The organism is Lacrimispora brassicae (assembly GCF_054772055.1).
This window is the reverse complement of the sequence record NZ_BRYH01000046.1, coordinates 33361-53613: the sequence shown is the minus strand read 5'-3', so window position 1 is coordinate 53613 and position 20253 is coordinate 33361. Positions and strand designations below refer to the sequence as shown.

Annotated in this window: 14 protein-coding genes and 1 riboswitch; of the genes, 11 read left to right on the top strand and 3 right to left on the bottom strand. The window is 47.9% G+C overall.

What is annotated here, in order from left to right; translation table 11 throughout:
* Nucleotides 1-107: 107 nt before the first annotated feature.
* Complete coding sequence (locus tag ACYVD3_RS20895; RefSeq protein ID WP_460644432.1) at nt 108-548, bottom strand: FMN-binding protein; 441 nt, start codon at nt 546-548, stop codon at nt 108-110.
* 267 nt (nt 549-815) lie between these two features.
* On the opposite strand from ACYVD3_RS20895, the gene addB reads away from it, so the two are divergent.
* From addB to xdhC, 11 genes are all read left to right on the top strand, one after another.
* Complete coding sequence (addB, locus tag ACYVD3_RS20890; protein WP_460644431.1) at nt 816-4262, top strand: helicase-exonuclease AddAB subunit AddB; 3447 nt, start codon at nt 816-818, stop codon at nt 4260-4262.
* 1 nt (nt 4263) lies between these two features.
* Complete coding sequence (gene addA / locus ACYVD3_RS20885) at nt 4264-8004, top strand: helicase-exonuclease AddAB subunit AddA (protein WP_460644430.1); 3741 nt, start codon at nt 4264-4266, stop codon at nt 8002-8004.
* A gap of 131 nt (nt 8005-8135) precedes the next feature.
* Nucleotides 8136-9182 carry a selenide, water dikinase SelD gene (gene selD, locus ACYVD3_RS20880; RefSeq protein ID WP_460644429.1) on the top strand — a complete coding sequence of 349 codons (1047 nt, stop codon included), beginning with the start codon at nt 8136-8138 and terminating at the stop codon, nt 9180-9182.
* Between the two features lie 5 nt (nt 9183-9187).
* On the top strand, nt 9188-10330 hold the full coding sequence (locus ACYVD3_RS20875) for an aminotransferase class V-fold PLP-dependent enzyme (RefSeq protein ID WP_460644428.1): 1143 nt from the start codon (nt 9188-9190) through the stop codon (nt 10328-10330).
* A complete protein-coding gene (locus ACYVD3_RS20870; protein WP_460644427.1) occupies nt 10327-11232 on the top strand; it encodes a selenium metabolism-associated LysR family transcriptional regulator in 906 nt (301 codons plus the stop codon). Before ACYVD3_RS20875 ends, ACYVD3_RS20870 begins: the two co-directional genes overlap by 4 nt.
* A gap of 66 nt (nt 11233-11298) precedes the next feature.
* Nucleotides 11299-11535, top strand: a complete 237-nt coding sequence (locus ACYVD3_RS20865; protein WP_460644455.1) for a DUF3343 domain-containing protein — start codon at nt 11299-11301, stop codon at nt 11533-11535.
* A gap of 275 nt (nt 11536-11810) precedes the next feature.
* A riboswitch (purine riboswitch) is annotated at nt 11811-11906 on the top strand.
* Nucleotides 11907-12058: 152 nt separating this feature from the next.
* Nucleotides 12059-13339 carry an amidohydrolase family protein gene (locus tag ACYVD3_RS20860; RefSeq protein ID WP_460644426.1) on the top strand — a complete coding sequence of 427 codons (1281 nt, stop codon included), beginning with the start codon at nt 12059-12061 and terminating at the stop codon, nt 13337-13339.
* Between the two features lie 82 nt (nt 13340-13421).
* Entirely contained in the window at nt 13422-14816 is a 1395-nt protein-coding gene (locus ACYVD3_RS20855; RefSeq protein WP_460644425.1) for an NCS2 family permease, read from the top strand.
* A gap of 189 nt (nt 14817-15005) precedes the next feature.
* Nucleotides 15006-17288, top strand: a complete 2283-nt coding sequence (gene xdhA, locus ACYVD3_RS20850) for a xanthine dehydrogenase subunit XdhA (RefSeq protein ID WP_460644424.1) — start codon at nt 15006-15008, stop codon at nt 17286-17288.
* 32 nt (nt 17289-17320) lie between these two features.
* Nucleotides 17321-18202, top strand: coding sequence for a xanthine dehydrogenase subunit XdhB (gene xdhB / locus ACYVD3_RS20845; protein WP_460644423.1), 882 nt, complete (start codon nt 17321-17323; stop codon nt 18200-18202).
* Nucleotides 18202-18696, top strand: a complete 495-nt coding sequence (gene xdhC, locus ACYVD3_RS20840) for a xanthine dehydrogenase subunit XdhC (RefSeq protein WP_460644422.1) — start codon at nt 18202-18204, stop codon at nt 18694-18696. The genes xdhB and xdhC overlap by 1 nt, the downstream gene beginning before the upstream one ends.
* 90 nt (nt 18697-18786) lie before the next feature.
* Here the strand turns inward: xdhC and ACYVD3_RS20835 are convergent, their stop codons facing one another.
* Nucleotides 18787-19251: a TspO/MBR family protein gene (locus ACYVD3_RS20835; RefSeq protein WP_460644421.1), complete on the bottom strand. Its 465-nt coding sequence runs from the start codon at nt 19249-19251 to the stop codon at nt 18787-18789.
* Nucleotides 19252-19287: 36 nt separating this feature from the next.
* Nucleotides 19288-20184, bottom strand: a complete 897-nt coding sequence (locus ACYVD3_RS20830; protein WP_460644420.1) for an AraC family transcriptional regulator — start codon at nt 20182-20184, stop codon at nt 19288-19290.
* Nucleotides 20185-20253: the final 69 nt, after the last annotated feature.

Below are 20253 nucleotides of genomic sequence, written 5' to 3'. Positions count from 1 at the left end.
GCTTTCCGGGCATAGAGGTATACCCGTAGGGTGTTTCCTCATTCAAGTAATTATGTATTCTTTTCTTCCATTATACTGTCTCAAATGGAAAAATACAATCCCCGGCCTTATTCGGTTATCTGCGCCTTTGAAAGAGCCTGATCCACGGCCTTTAAAAGCACGCCCGAAGTGTAGCGGGTTTCAGTTGAATAGGAGATGTTCTTTGTGGACTGGTTTTTAATAATCTGTTGGGACAGGTTATCCATTGCGGGCTGCATCAAAGGATACATGGTGGTAACGGCTTCGCTTAAGGGAACCAGGGTAACGGAAGTGATTTTTTTGGAGTCTACCGAAACCTCTACGTTGATATCCTGGCTGTTCAGGGTGATGACAGAAGAATACATTCCCGGAACATAGTGCACAGGATCACCAGAAGTCGGGATAATATCCTTCTTCGGGCGGAACATGACTAAAAATAAAGTAATGAGTAGGATTCCAAGACCGACAAAGATTGCAGTGTAGATGATTTCTTTCATTCGTAAAACAACGATTTTTGTTTTGGAGCTCATAAAAAAAGCCCTCCGTACAGTTTTGTTATAATGTATGAACGGATTGAGGGGTTTCATGCCTAAGATTTCATTGTTGACAAAGGAAATCTGTGTTAAGATGATAAACAAACATGCGTTTTGCTTTCTGCAGAAAAATTAATGAAAAACACCCTGCGGGTATACCTTTATGCCCAAAGAACATGGGCAAAAAAGAGGAAACACCCTACGGGTATACCTTTATGCCCAGAAACCGTGGGCAGATTAAGAGGAAAGGAGACGAAAGAGTCTATGTCCCTTCAACTGATATTGGGCGGATCCGGTTCCGGCAAGACCTTCCGCCTTTATACGGATTTGATCCGTCAGTCCATAGAACAGCCGGATACCCGGTATATTGCCATTGTACCGGAGCAATTTACCATGCAGACCCAGAAGGAGATCGTTTCCCTTCATCCAAACCAAGGGGTCATGAATATTGATATCGTAAGCTTTAAGCGCTTTGCCTACCGGGTATTTGAGGAGCTTGCCATCTCAAATCCCCAGGTTCTTGATGATATGGGAAAATCCATGGTGCTGCGGAAGGTGGCTGCCAATAAGAAAAAGGATCTGGTCCTTTATAGAGAACACTTATCAAAGTCCGGCTTTATTTCCCAGTTAAAGTCCATGCTGTCGGAGCTTTACCAGTACGGTGTATCTCCGGAAATGTTAAACCAGGGGATACCGGATACGGTAAGTCCCATGCTCCGGCAAAAGCTTTCTGATATATCTGTTATTTATCAGGGTTTTAAGGATTACATCAGGGATAAATACATCACTACAGAGGAGATTTTGGATGTGCTGTGCAGGGTCCTGCCCCGGTCGGAGCTGATTAAGAACAGTGTGATCACCCTTGATGGCTATACGGGCTTTACTCCTGTCCAGTACAGGATACTGGAACTGCTTCTTTGCTACAGCAAACGGGTCATAGTTACCGTGACCATAGATCCTTGTGAGAACCTGAGCAGAAAATCCGGTGTCCAGGAGCTGTTTTACATGAGCCGGCAGATGATATGGAAATTAAATGAGCTGGCAAAAGAGACAGGAGCAGGAAAGGAAAAGGATATTCTTCTTAAGAATCATCCGGCTGTCCGTTACCTGAGAGAGACCGGAGGGGAGAACCGGGAAGGGAAGTGCGGGGAAAATGCCCTGGACTTTCTGGAACAGAATTTATACCGGTACAAAGGCAGATCCTGCCATGAGACCTCCGGCTCCATACGCCTTATAAAAGCCTTAAATCCCAAGGAAGAGATTGCCTTTGTGATCCGGTCCATGGAAGAAGAAATCAGGAACCAGGGGCTTCGTTACCGGGATATGGCTGTGATTACCGGGGATATTGGAGGTTATTCCAATGAAATCATCCACCAGTTCCAGCTAAATGGGATCCCATTTTTTCTGGATGATAAAAAAAGCATTTTAAAAAATCCCATGGTGGAGCTGGTTCGGGCGGCCATGGAGATCATTCAAAAGGATTTTTCCTATGAATCTGTGTTCCGTTATTTGAGAACCGGTCTCATCACGGCCAAAGAGGATGAGGAGAAAATTGACCGCCTGGAAAATTATGTCATTGCCATGGGGATCAGGGGATTTAAAAGGTGGGATTCCCAGTGGGAAGGCTGGTACCGGGGAGGGAAGGAACTGAACCTGGAAGAATTAAATGGATTCCGGGAGGAGATCATGGCCCCTTTAAGGCGCTTAAAAGCGGCCTTTGGGGAAGCGGATTCCACAGTGGCTTCCATGACCCGGGGGGTGACGGCCCTTCTTATGGAAACAGGGATCGAGGAAAAGATGCTGGCTTATGAGGAAAAATTCCGGGATGAGGGAGATTTCACCCTTGCCATGGAATACAGCCAGGTTTACGGGTTAGTAATGGATTTATTTGACCGGCTGGCAGGGCTTTTAGGAGAAGAGCATGTAAGCCGCAGGGAGTATGGGGAGATCCTGGAAGCGGGATTTTCAGAGATCCAGGTGGGACTGATTCCGGCCACTGTAGACCGTGTGGTGGTGGGAGATATTACCAGGACCAGGCTGGATCACATTAAGGTGTTGTTTTTCGTGGGAGTCAACGATGGGATTGTGCCGGTGAAAAAGGAAAAGAGCAGCTTATTTACGGACCGGGAAAGGGATTTTTTAGGAGATCACCAGATGGAGCTGGCTCCCACCGCCAGGGAAGAGGGGTTCCGGCAGAGGTTTTACCTTTATCTGGCCCTGACAAAGCCGGAGAAAAGACTGGTTTTGTCCTATGCAGCCATGGACGGCAGCGGGAAAAGCCTGCGTCCATCCACCCTGATCGGAGAGCTGAAAAGACTGTTTCCCGGCCTTTTGGAAGCTGCCCCTTCAAGGCTTTCAGTCCCTCTGTCCATGAGGGAGGCAAAAGACCGTCTGACGGACGGACTGCGGGATTACGGAAAAAATGGGGAAGACGGGAGATTTCTGGAGCTTTTAAAGACCTTTCTTTTGTCAGAAGATCACAGGGAGGAAGGAAAGAGGTTTACAGAAGCCGCTTTCCATGCTTATGAGCAGAAAGGAATCGGAAAAATAGCGGCAAAAGCCCTTTACGGCTCTGTCATAAGCGGAAGTGTCACAAGGATGGAGCAGTATGCCTCCTGCGCCTATGCCCATTTCTTAAGCTACGGACTGGAGCTTATGGAGCGGCAGAAATATGAGCTGGCGGCCATGGATATTGGAAACCTGTTTCATGATTCCATTGACTTATGGTTTCAGCGTATGAAAGAAGAAGGAAGGGATTTTAAGACCCTTACAGAGGAGGAGAGGAAAGTCCTGGTCCATGAATGCGTGATCAAGGTGACAGAAGAATATGGCAATACCATTTTAAAAAGCTCCGCCAGAAACGCGTATCTTGCAGGCAAGGTGGAGCGGATCACGGACCGGACTGTGTGGGCGCTTTCTGAGCAGTTAAAAAAAGGTGATTTTGTTCCGGTGGGATTTGAGGTCTCCTTTTCCGCTGCCGACCAGCTAAATGCCATGAGGATCCCCCTGTCAAAGGAGGAAGCCATCCATTTAAGAGGCAGGATCGACCGTATGGATTTATGTGAGGATGAGGAAGCCGTTTATGTGAAGATCATTGACTACAAGTCCGGAAGCACGGCATTTGACTTAACAGCCCTGTATTACGGCCTTCAGCTTCAGTTGGTGGTCTATATGGATGCGGCTTTGGAGATGGAGGAGAGGAGAGTCCAGGACAAGCCGGTGGTTCCTGCAGGAATTTTCTATTACAACATCAACGACCCTGTCATCGAAAGAGAAGGGGAGATGACCGATGAGGAGATCAGCGGGAAGATATTGAAGCAGCTTCGCATGAATGGTCTGGTCAACAGCGATTTAAACGTCATCTCTCACCTGGATCACGAGATCGAGACAGAATCCGATGTAATCCCGGTGGCCATGAAAAACGGGATCATACAGGAAGCCAGGTCATCGGTTGCAGGAGGAAAACGCTTTTCTTCATTAAGGCAGTTTGTACGGGAGAAATTAAAGTCAGAAGGAAGGGAGATCCTTGACGGCGTCATTGATGTAACCCCCTATAAGCAGGGGAACAGAAGCGCCTGCGATTACTGCCCCTACCATGCGGTCTGCGGATTCGATTTAAAGACGGCCGGATATGGTTTCCGGAAATTTAAACCCTTAAAATCCGAAGAGATATGGCCGGTCATTGAAGGGGAAGAGGAGGAAGGAGAATAAAATGGCGATTTGCTGGACAGAGGAACAAAAGGCTGTCATTGAAAGCAGAAACAGAAATCTCCTGGTGTCGGCGGCAGCAGGAAGCGGCAAGACAGCCGTGCTGGTAGAACGGATCATCCGCATGATCACGGAGGGAGAAGCTCCCTTAAGGATCGATCAGCTTCTGGTCATGACCTTTACCAAGGCGGCTGCCGATGAAATGCGGGAACGTGTACTAAAGGCCGTGGATGAAAAGCTTATGGAGAACCCGGACAGTTCCCATTTGCAGATGCAGGCTGCCATGATCCCCTATGCCCAGATTACCACCATTGACAGCTTCTGCCTGGGGCTTATCAGGGACCATTACAATAAGCTGGACATTGATCCGGCCTTCCGGGTAGGGGATGAGGGAGAACTCATCCTTTTACGGGCCGATGTGATGAAGGAAATGCTGGAAGAGCATTATGAAAAGGCGGATCCCTTATTTGAGAAATTTGTAGAAACCTATGCAACAGGAAAATCTGACCGGGGGATCGAGGATTACATCATGCAGGTGTATACCTTTTCCCAGAGCAATCCCTGGCCCATCCAGTGGCTTGACCGGTGCAGGAAGGAACTGGAGACCTGTGACATGGGGCAGATCATGGACACCGGATGGATGAGATTCCTCATGAAGGATGTGAAAATGCAGCTTTCGGAATTAAAATTCCAGGTGGAAAAGGCCATGGAAGTGTGTGAAGAGGAAAACGGGCCGGAAGCCTATCTGCCCATGCTGGCAAATGACTTACAGATGCTGGACCGCTTACATCTTGCGGAGGATTACGAGACCCTGAATGAGCAGTTGAAAAAAGTCTCCTTTGTCCGCCTGGCCTCCATAAGGAGCAAGGATATTGATGGAGAAAAAAAGGCTTTTGTGACGGGAATCCGGGACCGGGTGAAAAAGGCGGTGGGAAAGCTTCTGGAATTATACTGCTTTGAATCGCCTGAGGAGGTCCTTTCCGATATCAGAGGGACCAGGGATGCGGTGACGATCCTTCTTTCCCTGGCAGCCGAATATGGAGATAAGTACCGGGATAAAAAGAGAGAGAAAAACCTGGTGGATTTTAATGACTTGGAACATTATGCCTTGGAAATACTGTTGGCAAAGGAAGAGGGAAAAACCGTTCCTTCTGAGGTGGCTGATGAGCTTAGCAGACAGTTTGAGGAGATCCTGGTGGATGAATACCAGGACAGCAATGATGTGCAGGAAGCCCTGATCAGCAGCATTTCCAGAGAGCGGTTTGGAACCCCCAATGTGTTCATGGTAGGGGATGTGAAGCAGAGCATCTACCAGTTCCGTCTGGCAAGGCCCCAGTTATTTTTGGAGAAATACGATTCCTATTCTAAAGAGGAAGGAAAATACCAGAAAATCGAACTGCACCAGAATTTTAGAAGCAGGGAAGAGGTCCTTAAGGGAATCAATGAGGTATTCTACCAGATCATGACAAGGAATCTGGGAGATATACAGTATACCGATGATGCAGCACTCCATCCGGGCGCAGAGTTCCTCAAAGCAGACGGCCGTTTGGGAGAGAAGCCGGAGCTTCTTATGATCCATGGGTCAGGGAATTTGTTAAAGCAGCTTGGCGATGACGGGGCCGATTATACCAGCCGGGAAATGGAGGCAAAGACCATTGCCTGGAAGATCAAAGAGCTGATTGACCCGGTAAACGGCCTTTTGATCTGGGATAAAGGGCTGGGAGGAAAGGGAGGCTACCGCACGGCAGGATACGGGGACATTGTGATCCTTCTCAGAAGCTTAAGCGGCTGGGCGGAAGACTTTGTAAGCGTCCTGATGAATGAGGGAATTCCTGCCTATGCCGAGCGGAAAACCGGGTATTTTACCGCCCCTGAGGTGGAAACCGTTCTTTCCATGCTGAGCATCATTGATAACCCCATGCAGGACATCCCTCTGGCGGCAGTATTAAAGTCCCCTATGGGCAGGGTGACGGATGAGGAAATGGCTCATTTGATGGCTGTCTGGAAAAAGGCGGCTAAAAAAGGCCAGGACAGGGGATTATATGGAGCATGGCAGCATTACAGGAAGGAATATGCAGATGGCGGGGATTCGGATTATCCGTTCCTTTATGAGAAGCTGGAAGACTTTTTTAAACTGTTATCTCTTTACAGGGAAAAAGCCTCCTATCTTTCCATCCATGAACTGCTTTATGACCTGTATGAAGGAACCGGATATTATGATTACATTTCCGCCATGCCGGCAGGAGAGGTGCGAAGAGCCAATCTTTCCATGCTGGTGGAAAAGGCATCGGCCTACGAAAAGACCAGCTATACCGGACTGTTTCATTTTATCCGCTACATTGAGAACTTAAAGAAATACGATACGGATTTTGGGGAAGCTTCCCTGGCCGGAGAGGAGAACACGGTCCGGGTCATGAGCATCCATAAGAGCAAGGGACTGGAGTTTCCTGTGGTATTTCTGGCAGGCATGGGGAAAAAGTTCAATAAACAGGATGCTTATGGAAAGATCCTCATTGATCCGGATCTGGGAATCGGGACCGACCATCTGGATCTGGATCGGCGGATAAAGGCGCCTACCTTAAAAAAGCATGTCCTGCGGAGAAAAACGGAGCTTGGAGCCATGGGGGAGGAACTTCGGGTGCTTTACGTGGCCATGACAAGGGCAAAGGAAAAGCTGGTGATGACCGGACTTGACCGGTATCTGGATAAAAAGCTGGAACGCTTTGCCGAGATTATACGAGTAAAAGGTCAGATCCCCTTTACCATCCTCTCTTCCGCAGATTCCTATCTGGACTGGATGCTCATGAGCCTGTCCGGAAAATATTCCCCTGCCCAGATCCTTTCTGAAGAAGGGGCGGATACGGGGAACCTGATGGTAAAGGAATTATCTGTGCCTGATCTGGTAGGGGGAGAGATGGAACGGCAGGCTGAAAAGAAGCTGACAAAGGATGCGCTCCTTTCCCTTGATACGGAAAAGGTTTATGACCAGGAGTTCGGGGATGACTTAAAGGCTGCCTTTGAGTACATCTATCCCTATGAGGCCGATATCAGGCTTCACACCAAGGTGACCGTATCCGAGCTGAAAAAGCAGGGGCAGTTTGCCGATGAGGAGGAAAGCCAGTTCCTTCCTACGATTCCTGCATTCTTAAGGGAAGAGACCCCTTCCAGGGATCCCTTAATGCCCGGGAAAACGGGCGGAAAGGAGGAAAGGAAAGAGGAAAAAACAGGAGGTGCCTTCCGGGGAACTGCATATCACAGGGCTTTGGAGCTTCTGGATTTTGGAAAAGTGGGAACCAGGGAAGAGCTTCGGAATGCCTTGGAGGGATTTAGGAAAGACCGGAGAATGGATGAAGAAAGCTTTTCCCTATTATCGGAACCTGTCCTTTTATCCTTTTTAACCTCTCCCCTTGGAAAACGGCTGGCTGCAGCCCAAAGGGAAGGGCGTTTAAAAAAAGAGCAGCAGTTTGTGGTGGGCATTCCTGCCCGGGATATGGAGGCAGGGGATTCCGACGAACGGATCCTCATCCAGGGTATTATAGATGCCTATATGGAGGAGGAAGAAAGCCTGGTTTTGGTGGATTATAAGACGGATTACATTAAGCCGGGAGAAGAGAAGGTGCTGGTTGAGCGGTATCAGATGCAGATGGATTACTACCAGCGGGCCCTGGAACAGATGACAGGGAAAAGGGTCAGGGAAAAAATTATTTATTCCATGACTTTGGAAAAGGAAATAACCCTGGGCTGAAGGGTTTTAAGGATTGCTAAAAAATGACAATATGCTAAAATAATAGCAGATGTCTATAAATACAAGGAGACCCCTTCCAGGGATACCTTTATGCCCAGAAAGCATGGGCGAGAATAAGGAGAAGAACAGGTATGATACCAGATCATGAAGTGAGACTTACCCAAATGACAAAAACTGCCGGATGCGCAGCAAAAATAGGTCCCGGAACTCTTGCCGGGGTTTTAGAGAATCTGCCTAAATTTCAGGATCCCAATCTGCTGGTGGGGATCGAAACCTCTGATGACGGGGCTATTTATAAGGTGAATGAGGAAACCGCATTGATCCAGACTCTGGATTTTTTCACTCCTGTGGTGGATGATCCTTATACCTTTGGCCAGGTAGCTGCCGCCAATGCCCTGAGCGACATTTACGCAATGGGAGGAGAACCAAAGGTGGCTCTTAATATTGTGGCATGGCCCAACTGCGTAAATCCCGCTCTTTTGGGGAAGATTTTAGAAGGAGGGGCCTCCAAGGTCCTTGAGGCGGGAGCTGTATTGGCCGGCGGGCATTCCATTCAGGATGATGAGCCGAAATACGGGCTGAGCGTCACAGGATTTGTCCATCCGGACAAGGTTTTTAAAAACTGCGAAGCCTTGCCAGGGGATGTGCTCATCCTGACAAAGCCTTTGGGGACCGGGATCGTCAATACGGCAGTCAAGGCGGATATGGCCTCAGAAGAGGCGAAAGAGGAAGTGATCCGGGTCATGACCTCTTTAAATAAAAAGGCAAAGCAGGCTGCAGAGCATTATACCATCCATAGCTGCACCGATATTACAGGCTTTGGCCTGGCAGGCCATGCGGTTGAGATGGCGGAGGGCAGCGGGGTCACAATAGAAATCTCCGTGAAGGATCTGCCCATTCAGAAGGAAGCCATAAGTCTTGCCCAGATGGGGCTGATTCCGGAAGGGGCTTACCGGAACCGTTCCTATACGGAGGAAAAGGTGGATTTCGGGGACACAGAAGAGTACATCCGTGATATTTTCTGTGACCCTCAAACCTCCGGAGGACTTTTGATCAGCGTTTCCCCTGAGGTTGGAGAGCGTATCATGGAGGATCTTAAAAAGGCCCAAATGGATACAGCCTACGGCATCATCGGACGGGTCGTGGAAAAAGAAGAAAAATCAGTAAAGTTGAGGTAATAAAAATGATCTATCTGGATAATGCGGCGACCTCTTACCAAAAGCCGGAAGAAGTGAGAAATGCGGTGAACCATGCCATGGTTTCTCTTGGGAATTCCGGACGGGGAGCCCATGGGGCATCCCTGGATGCCTCCCGCCTGATCTTTGACACCCGCAGGCTTTTAGCAGAGCTTTTTCATGGGGGAGATCCTTCCAGGGTGGCTTTTACAGCCAATTCCACGGCCAGCTTAAATATGGCCATCCAGGGCCTTCTTAAACCGGGAGATCATGCGATCACCACCATGATGGAGCACAATTCCGTGCTGCGTCCCCTGTACCGCATGGAGGAACAGGGGGTGGAGCTTACCATCCTTCCTGTAGATGAAAAGGGCAGGGTCCGGTATGAGGATTTTGAGGCTGCAGTCCGGAAAAATACAAAGGCAGTGGTCTGTACCCATGCTTCCAACTTGACAGGGAACTTAAACGACTTAGAAATCATTGGGCGTATCTGCAAAAAGTATGGGATCCTCCTGGTAGTGGATGCTTCCCAGACCGCAGGGGTGTTTGACATTGATATGGAAAAAATGGGGATCCATGTTCTGTGCTTTACCGGACATAAAGGGCTTTTAGGACCTCAGGGAACAGGGGGGATCTGCGTTCGTCAGGGGATCTCCATACGTCCTTTCATGGTGGGAGGAAGCGGAGTCAAAAGCTATTCAAAGACCCAGCCGGAGGAGATGCCGGAGGTACTGGAAGCAGGAACCTTAAACGGCCACGGGATAGCCGGCCTTCATGCAGCCCTCCTGTATCTTGAGAAGACCGGAATAGAAACCATCCGGGAGAGGGAGCTTCTTCTCATGAGACGGTTCTATGAAGGGGTAAAGGATATTCCGGGAGTCCGGGTGTATGGGGACTTTTCGGAAAAGGCGCTTCTTTGCCGGGCTCCGGTGGTGGCTCTTAACATAGGGGATTACGATTCCGGAGAAGTAGCGGACGAGCTGGCCTGTTCCTATGAGATCTATACCAGGGCGGGAGCCCACTGTGCGCCTCTCATGCACCAGGCCCTTGGAACTGTGGAGCAGGGAGCCGTGCGCTTTTCCATGTCCCATTATAATAAAGAAGAAGAGATCGACAAAGCCATTCACGGGGTAAGGGAGCTGAGCTTATGAATCTGAAGCAATTGGAAGCGTTTGTATGTGTAGCGGAAGAAAAAAGCTTTTCGGCGGCAGCTAAGAAGCTTTATCTTACCCAGCCAACGGTAAGCGCCCATATCAGCTCTCTGGAAAAGGAACTGGGAGTCCGGGTGTTTGTCCGAACCACTAAGGATGTGGAACTGTCCCTTGAAGGGGAACAGCTTTATGGCAATGCGAGGAAAATGCTCCAGTTGGAAAAGAATATCCTGCGGGATTTCACCCAGAAGGATTTAAAAACAGCAAACAGGATCGTAGTGGGCGCTTCCACTGTGCCGGGACAGTATATTCTGCCTCAGATCCTTTCCCTGTTTTCCAGAACCTATCCCGGAAACCAACTGGAGCTAAAGGAGGCGGACAGCATGGAGGTGGTCCGTATGGTCCAGGATGGACTGGTGGAAATCGGCTTTACGGGGACCACAGTTTCCGATCCCACCTGTGTGTTTGAGCCCTTTTATTCAGACCGTCTGGTGATCATTACTCCCAATATTGACAAATATCGCCAATATGTGGAAACAGGCTTTCCCCTGGAACAGTTTTATGAGGAGCGGTGGATCCTCCGGGAGGAAGGCTCGGGCACAAGAAAGGAAGCGGAGCGCCATTTAAGGGATATGGGGGTGGATTTAAGCCGCCTGGAAATTGTGGCGACCATCAGCAATCAGGAAACCATTAAAAAATCCGTGGAAGCAGCTATGGGCATTTCCATCATATCCGGTGCAGCCGTGGACGATTATGTAGAGCAGGGGACCCTGCTTCGGTTCTCTCTTGGGGTTGAGGAGGTTTACCGGAAATTGTACATGGTGTGGAGCAAAAATCACAAGCCTGGCAAGGCTGCCAGATTGTTTATCCGTTTTGTCCGGGAGCTGTATGCGTATTTATAGAGTTTTCCTATAATGCCGGAACCGCCGATGAAGCAGGAATTATTATTGAAACGCGGGTATGAGACTATGAGAAAAAAAGAACAAAAAATTGTCATCACCTTCTCCACGACAGCAGAGGCCATTGCTTTAGAGTCCCAATGCCAGAAGGAGGGAATACCGGGACGGCTCATTCCGGTTCCCAGACAGATTTCTTCTGGCTGCGGACTTTCCTGGGCAATGCCGGTCCACTGGGAGGGAGATATTGGACAGTGGATGGAGGAGAGAGGACTTCGTTGGGAGAAATATGGGGAATACCTGATTTAATATTTTCAGTGAAATAAGTGAAAATATTAACGAATATCATAGAGAAAGAGTCAGAGGGGGACGGCTGCGGTTGCTCCTTTCCGGCTCTTTTTTTTCAAATGGGCAAGAGGAAAAAGGTATTTATAGAAAAAAACTATTAATTATTTACCGACAATTAGTGGTTGAACTGGTAAGAAAACTACTAAATTATAACAAATGTACAAAAAAGAAATTGGTATTGACAAATAGTTGTACAATATGATATAGTCAACCTGTCAGAAATTACAGGATTTTTAGTATCAGTTTTTAAAGGAACTTATATATGCTCATAATTGGTTGAGCGTCTCTACCAACTACCGTAATAGTTGCCTATAAGTCTCCGCGCCATAATAAACCCAGCTTTTTTGTTGTGTGTTAATGATGTGCGTGTGAACAAATGGAAACAACGGTAGTTTTTTTGTTGCGCTGAGTTATCGGAATGGATGGAACGCCGCAATTATGACTGCCGTATTTTGAATTTTTCTGATACGGAATAGGAGGTTCTATGAATGATGGTAAAAGTTTTGTTTTAAAGGGCAACATTTGTTACAGTGAAGATGTCCGTACCTTAAAGACGGTGGACCAGGGATACTTAGTTTGCCGGGAAGGGAAATCCGCAGGGGTATTTAAAGAGCTTCCCCCGCAGTTTCAGGATTATCCTCTGGAGGACTGGGGGGATAGGCTCATTGTTCCCGGACTGGTGGATCTTCATATCCACGCACCCCAGTTTGCCTTTCGCGGCATGGGAATGGATCTGGAGCTTTTAGACTGGCTGAATACCAATACGTTTCCAGAGGAAGCAAAGTACGCTGATCTGGAATATGCCCAAAAGGCTTACGGGATTTTTGCAGAATCCATGAAAAAAAGCGCCACAACCAGGGCCTGTATTTTTGCCACCATCCACAGGCAGGCAACAGAGCTTTTAATGGATCTGATGGAGGAAACCGGCTTAAAGACCATGATCGGCAAGGTGAATATGGACCGGAATTCACCGGATTATCTGCGGGAGCAGGGTGCCGAAGAGTCAGAGCAGGAAACCCTTTGCTGGCTGGAGGAAACCGGCTCTAAGTATGAAAATGTTAAGCCCATCCTGACGCCCCGGTTCATTCCATCCTGTACGGATGATCTGATGGAACGGCTGGGAAGGCTGCAGAAGGAGTACGGGCTGCCGGTACAGTCTCATTTGTCGGAAAATCAGGGGGAGGTGGCCTGGGTAAAGGAGCTTTGCCCGGCTTCCAGATTTTACGGAGATGCTTATGACCAATTCGGCCTGTTTGGAGGAAATGGGAAGACGGTTATGGCCCACTGTGTTTCTTCGTCAGAAGAAGAGATTGAATTAATAAAAGAGCGTGGGGTTTATATTGCTCATTGTCCTCAGTCAAACACCAACCTATCTTCAGGGGTTGCTCCTGTCAGGACCTATCTGGACCGGAAGGTGAATGTGGGGTTGGGAAGCGACGTGGCCGGAGGAAGCGGGGAATCTATTTTCCGCACCATGGCAGATGCCATTCAGGTGTCAAAGTTAAGATGGAGGCTAAAGGATGAAAGCTTAAAGCCACTTACAGTGGAAGAGGCATTCTACCTTGGAACCCTGGGGGGCGGCTCCTTCTTTGGAAAGGTGGGAAGCTTCCTGGAAGGCTATGAACTTGATGTACTGGTTCTGGATGACAGCGGTCTGCCTCATCCTCAGACTCTTACCCTTCGGGAGAGACTGGAACGGTTCATCTACCTGTCTGATGACAGGCATTTAACGGGGAAATATGTGGGGGGAAATAGGATATTCTAGCTTTATTTAATGAAAGAAAGAACTGCATGGGGCAGCTCTTATACAGCAAGGAAAATATTCTAACTATCAAGGAGGTAGAGGTATGGAAACAAAAAAAAGCGGAGGATTCTTAGAAAGGACGTTTCACTTATCTGAGAATCACACGGATGCAAGGACCGAGATCGTGGCCGGTATTACCACGTTCATGACCATGGCTTATATCCTGGCGGTCAACCCAAGCATCTTAAGTGCAGCGGGAATGGACAGCGGAGCCGTATTTACGGCGACTGCTCTTGCGTCACTGTTTGCCACCCTGTTAATGGCAGGTCTGGCAAATTATCCCTTTGTACTGGCGCCGGGAATGGGACTGAATGCGTATTTTGCATATACGGTAGTCCTTAACATGGGTTATACCTGGGAAATGGCTTTGGCTGCCGTATTCATTGAAGGTTTGATTTTCATCGCTCTTTCACTGACCAACGTCCGTGAAGCGATCTTCAATGCAATTCCAGTAAATCTAAAGCATGCCGTATCCGTTGGTATTGGTTTGTTTATCGCATTTATCGGACTTCAAAATGCAAAAATCGTTGTGGACGGGGCAACTCTTGTAACAATGTTTTCTTTTAAGAGCTCCTTGGCAGATGGTTCCTTCCATACCGTTGGTATTACCGTATTATTGGCAATCATCGGCATCCTTGTTACAGCCGTGCTGGTGGTGAAAAATGTAAAGGGTAATATTTTGTGGGGAATTATCTTTACCTGGGTTTTAGGCATGGTCTGTCAGGCAATCGGTTTATACCGGCCAAATCCGGAGCTTGGAATGTTCAGCGTATTCCCTAACTTTTCCTCAGGCTTCGGTATCCCGGACATGAGTCCTACCTTTTTAAAGCTGGATTTCTCCAGAGTCCTTTCTCTGGACTTCCTGGTAGTCATGTTCGCGTTCCTGTTCGTTGATATGTTTGATACTCTGGGAACCTTAATCGGTGTGGCTTCCAAGGCAGATATGCTGGATAAAGACGGAAAGCTTCCCCAGATCAAGGGCGCATTGATGGCAGATGCCGTTGGTACTGCTGCAGGTGCTTTGTTCGGTACCTCTACCACAACCACCTTCGTAGAAAGCGCAGCCGGTGTTGCAGAAGGCGGCAGAACCGGTTTAACGGCAGTGGTTGCCGCTATCCTGTTTGGTTTATCCCTGTTCTTATCTCCGATTTTCCTGGCCATTCCGTCCTTTGCAACGGCTCCGGCCCTGGTAGTGGTAGGCTTCCTGATGCTGACTTCCGTTGTCAAGATTGATTTTGCGGATTTCACAGAGGCGATTCCATGCTACATCGCAATTATTGCAATGCCATTTATGTACAGCATTTCCGAGGGAATTTCCATGGGAATCATCTCTTATGTAGTTATTAACGTGATTACCGGAAAAGCTAAAGAAAAGAAAATAAGTACCCTTATGTATGTTTTAGCCGTATTATTTGTGTTAAAATATATACTAATATAATTATAAAAAGCAACCAAATAAAGCAGCCTGATTAAAATCAGAACATCCGGTCAAAGATATGGACTGGCGGCGACATCACTTTGATAAGCATTTTATGCTTTGAAAAAGTCTCGTCTCCGTCGGTCTTTTTCATAAGGGGAAGGACCGGAAGCTGTTTACACAACAGAATCAGAAATAGGAGGCGTAAATATGATAATCGGAAAAAGTGTTACCCGTGTGGATGCATTTGATAAGGCCACGGGAAGATCCAAATACACCGATGATCTCTGTGAGAGAAATGCCCTGGTAGCTAAAATCTACCACTCTTCCATAGCCAATGGAATCGTAAAATCGATTGATACTTCAGATGCCGAAAAAATACCGGGAGTGGTCAAGGTAGTCACCTGTTTTGATGTGCCTAAGAACTATTTCCCAACGGCCGGCCATCCCTGGTCAACGGACCCCTCACATCAGGATGTGGCGGACCGGCTTCTTTTAACAGACAGGGTGCGTTTTTACGGCGATGAGGTAGCTGCAGTAATCGCGGAAAATGAAATAGCTGCAAAACAGGCGATCAGGGCCTTAAAGGTGGAATACGAGGAATATTCCTTTGTTCTTGATGTTCAGGAGGCCATGAAGGATGGGGCACCTCAGCTTCACCAGAAGTATACCAATAATATTCTGGGCCATTCCAGTATCAGAAAGGGGAATCTGGAAGAAGCTATTAAAGAGCCGGGACTTGTAAAAATTGACCAGTGGTACGATACTCCCATTGTTCAGCACTGCCATATTGAAAACCATATTTGTTTTGCCAGCATGGAAAGCGGAAAAATAACCGTGGTGTCTTCTACCCAGATCCCTCATATCGTCAGGAGAGTGGTGGGGCAGGCCCTTGGAATCCCCTGGGGAAGTGTCCGCATCATCAAGCCATATATAGGAGGCGGTTTTGGAAATAAGCAGGATGCTTTGTATGAGCCTCTTTGTGCATACCTTTCAACAGTAGTGGGAGGACGGCTGGTCAAGCTTGATGTGACCCGTGAAGAAACCTTTGTAAGCAACCGTACAAGACATGCCATCCGCAGCCATATTATTAGCTGGGTGCGTCCTGACGGAACCTTTGCCGCCCGTAAACTGGAGTGCTTTTCCAATCAGGGAGCTTATGCTTCTCACGGACACGGAATCGCGGCAAAGGGCATGAATGCTTTTCCACAGTTATATCCCTGCGAAAATGTAGAATGTGATGCCTATACAGTATTCACCAATATGCCTGTGGCAGGCGCCATGCGCGGCTACGGGATTCCTCAGGCCATGTTCCCGGTGGAAAGCCAGTCCGATGACATTGCCTTGAAAATCGGCATGGATCCGGTGGAATTCCGCCGTAAAAACCTGATGCCCGTAGGCTATGTGGAGGGTTTCTCTAAAAATGAAAATTACTTTGACACCTTTAATCAGTGCCTGGATAAGGGAAAAGCCTATATAGATTTTGACCGGAAAAGAAAGGAATATGCCAACCAGACCGGACCTGTCCGCAAAGGCGTGGGCTGTGCGGTATTCTGGTATAACACGGCAGTATGGCCAATCAGCCTGGAAACCTCTTCCTGCCGGATGGTCATGAACCAGGATGGCTCCATACAGATTCAACTGGGTGAGACCGAGATCGGCCAGGGTGCTGACACGGCTTTTGGCCAGATGGCGGCGGATACTCTGGGAATTCCTTTTGAAAAGGTTCATGTAGTTTCCTGTCAGGACACGGATATCACTCCTTTTGGAACAGGGTCCTATGCTTCCAGACAGACCTATGTAGGAGGCTTTTCTATCAAGCAGACGGCGCTTTTATTAAAAGAAAGAATATTAAAATATGCCCATGAGCTGACCCGTATGCCTGTCTTTAACCTGGATATCAGGGAGGGAAAGATCGTACGGACCACAGATGGAAGAGAGCTTATGACATTAGGCGAATTGGCAACAGAGGCCCTTTACAGCCTTACCAACTGTCAGCATCTGACCGCTGAAAGCACTTACCAGATAAAGTCCAACGCTTATTCCTTTGGCTGCTGTTTTGCCGAGGTAGAGGTGGATATTCCCATGTGCAAGGCAAAGCTGGTGGATATTATCAATGTCCATGACTGCGGTCAGTTGATCAATCCGGCTCTTGCAGAGGCCCAGGTCCATGGAGGAATGAGCATGGGAATCGGATATGCCCTTTCGGAACAGCTTCTCATTGATGAGAAAACAGGCAGAACCTTAAATGACAATCTGCTGGATTATAAATTGTCCACTACTATGGATCATCCTCATCTGGAGGCACAGTTTGTGGAAAACTACGAGCCTACCAGCGCATTTGGAACAAAATCCCTGGGAGAGCCCCCGGCCTGTCCAGTGGCTCCGGCCATCCGTAATGCCATTTTAAATGCAACAGGTGTGTCCATGTACCAGATACCCATGACATCTCAGGCTTTATTTAAACGGTTCAAGGAAGAAGGACTTATCTGAATGCAGCCATTAACAGCAAGGAGGAAAGCTTTATGTATGATATGAAAGCATTATATGAAGCAAATACCGTGGAAGAAGCGGTAAAGCTTCGTTTGGAACATCCTGAAGCCCAGATTATTGCAGGGGGAAGTGATGTTTTGATACAGATGCGTGAGGGAAAACGCGCCGGAAAGGAATTGATCAGCATTTATATGATCAATGAAATGAGGGGCGTGAAGCTGGACGAAGAAGAGGCCATACGCATAGGCTCTCTCACAAGTTTCTCCCATATTACCAAGGATCCCATTATTCAGAAATACATCAATGTTCTTGGTGAAGCGGTGGATATGGTGGGCGGTCCCCAGATCAGAAACATTGCCACAATCGGAGGAAATACCTGCAATGGCGTTACCTCAGCAGACTCAGCCTCAACGCTTTTTGCATGGGATGCCATGATCGAACTGACAGGCCCTGAAGGTGTCCGCCGGATTCCCATCAGCGATTTCTATATAAAGGCAGGAACCGTGGATATCAGAGAGGGAGAGCTTCAGACCGCAGTGATCATTCCAAAGAAAAGCTATGAAGGCTACAAAGGCCATTACATCAAATATGCCAACAGAAATGCCATGGATATTGCCACCACAGGCTGCTCCGTAAATATAAAGCTGTCAGAGGACAAAAAGACCGTGGAAGACGTGAGAATCGCTTATGGAGTGGCAGGCCCTATTCCAATGCGCACGAAAAGTGCGGAAAACTTAGCAAAGGGCCAGCCGGTGTCAAAAGAACTGGCAGGGGCCTTTGGAAAAGAAGTCCTTGAAGACATCAATCCCAGAGATAGCTGGCGCGCCTCAAAGGATTTCCGTAAGCACGTTGCTGTGGAAATGGCAACCCGCGGCTTCATAGAGTCAGTGAAACTTTCAGGAGGTGAGATCTAATGCCGGTACAATATAAGTTGGTAAAATGTACCATCAACGGAAAATACACAGAAACAATGGTGGATGTACGGGCATCCCTGACCGATATGTTAAGGGATGATTACCGGCTGACTTCCGTGAAAAAAGGCTGTGAGGTAGGAGAATGCGGAGCCTGTAACGTGATCATAGACCATGAGTGTTACAATTCCTGTATTTACCTGGCTATATGGGCAGAAGGAAAAGAAATTAAGACCCTGGAAAGCCTGATGGGTCCGGATGGAGAGCTTTCCGACATTCAGCAGGCATTTATAGACGAGGCAGCAGTCCAGTGCGGATTTTGTACGCCGGGATTTATTATGTCAGCGGTGGAAATTCTGGAAAGCGGAAAAGAGTATACAAGAGATGAACTTAGAAAGCTGATGTCCGGCCATTTATGCCGGTGCACAGGCTATGAGAATATCTTAAATGCGGTGGAGAAAACCATGCTCCGCAGATTGGGAAAGCTGCCTTCCTGATTGCAGCTTAAAATAACCAAAAACGCAAGGCCAGAGCAACGAAACAGTTGCCTTGGCCTTGCGTTTTTTGGATTTATATAATCTTATGCATTAATTGAGAAATACGATTCCCAGGTTTAAGTATGCGGCAAAGGTGACCCACAGCAGGTAAGGGACCTGCAGGACAGCAGCATCGGGACTGACAGACCAGAAGGCCGCTATCATTTTCAGGATAAAGTACCAAAGAAAAAGGAGAACCAAAAAGGCCAGGAGATAATTATTTAAGTTAAAGAACACCAGATTCCAGAGAAAATTCAGCAGAAGCTGGATCCCATATAACCTGAGGGACTGATTTTTCCTGTGGGAGGGGGAGGAAGCGGCCAAATAAGAGCCGATTCCCATGAGGATATATAGAACCGTCCATATGATGGGAAGCAGCCAGCCGGGAGGAGAAAAGGCAGGATGATTCAGGTTTTTGTATATGGACAAGCCGTTTCTCGTCAAAAATCCGGTCCAAGCCCCGACCACTAAGGGAAAAGCGATATAAGCAGTACGTATCTTTCTGTTTCTGTCCATATGGATTCTCCTGTCTTGCATTTGATACTATCTTATTCACAGGGAAGGGGGAATATCCATGGGCCTTCTGAATTCCCTGGGAGTCATACCGAATTTTTCCTTGAAGATCCGGTTAAAATAAGACAGATTATTAAAACCGGTATCCCCTGCAATGGTAAGGACCGAATCCTCGGAGGAGAGGAGCAGCCTGGAGGCCATTGTCAGGCGGTAATCGTTTAAATAAGCGGTAAAGGGCAGCCCCATGGTCTTTTTAAAGAATTTCATAAAATGAGACTGGCTCATGCCGCAGGCTCGGGATACTTCTTCTATGGAAAGGGATTCGCTGTAATGCTGTTCCATATATTTAAGAATCTGCCGGGTCCGCTCCAGCTCCTTTGGAGGGCGGGAAGGAGGGGGAAGAGAAGCTTCCTCAATGTCCCAGAGGAGAAAGAACAGTTGAAACAACTTCCCCTTGATTAACAGTTCATAGCCTTCAGGAAACGTTTCCCGGATCTGGTCGATCTGGTCCAGGCAGGAAGCGATCCCGCTGTAAGGGGGAAGGCTTTTAGTCAAAAGCACCGGAAGGTTTTTTTGTCCCCGGATGATGGGAGAGAAGTAAGTTTCCCAGCACATATCCGGCTGCCTGGAACCTAACAGGCTTAAGTTGAAAATAATGTTTTCATACTCCATGGATTCCTGCTTCCACTGTTCAATGGTATGGAGCTTTCCGGGGCAGACCAGGACAATATCCCCATCGTGGACCTCATAAGAGAGAAAGTCCACCGACACCTGCCCGGTTCCTTTTTTAATGTAGATGAATTCCATTTCATCGTGCCAGTGAAGGGGAACCTTGTTAAAATCCAGTGGTATGGTGCAGGGATAAGTCAGGTAAGGAAAGTCGGAAGGGTCCTGTTCCCGCTTTTCCTGATAGTTTTCGTACTGTATGATATTCATAGAACTCCTGTTTTCCGTGATATTTCAGCAGTTAATGATAGTATTGTACCATAATAGGCCAGAATGCTG